The 288-nt window shown below is 19.4% G+C and carries 1 pseudogene; it reads left to right on the plus strand.

Annotated features, from left to right (window positions below):
* Positions 1-96: 96 nt before the first annotated feature.
* A pseudogene (locus LUA84_RS05445) lies at positions 97-288 on the plus strand (hypothetical protein); the annotation flags it as partial.

Here is a 288-nt window from a genome sequence, read left to right on the forward strand (position 1 = left end):
TTAGGGCAATTTTGTTAAATATTATTTTTTATAAAAAGTTAAAATATTTTTTTATATAAAATCCTTTATTGAAATACGCAAAGATAAAAACAAAAGATAACAAGGTATTGGCAAGGATATTTAGTAAACGAAACATCGGAATTTATTATAATAAAATTAAAGAATGGCTATAATATTGGGATAAGAAATGATGATATTTTGGAATTAAATAAAGAGGAAATAGAATCAAAATATGAAAATAGAGAATATAAAAAGCTAGAAAGTAGAAATAATAAAATATCAATATTA

It is taken from the genome of Candidatus Nanopusillus massiliensis, assembly GCF_920984865.1.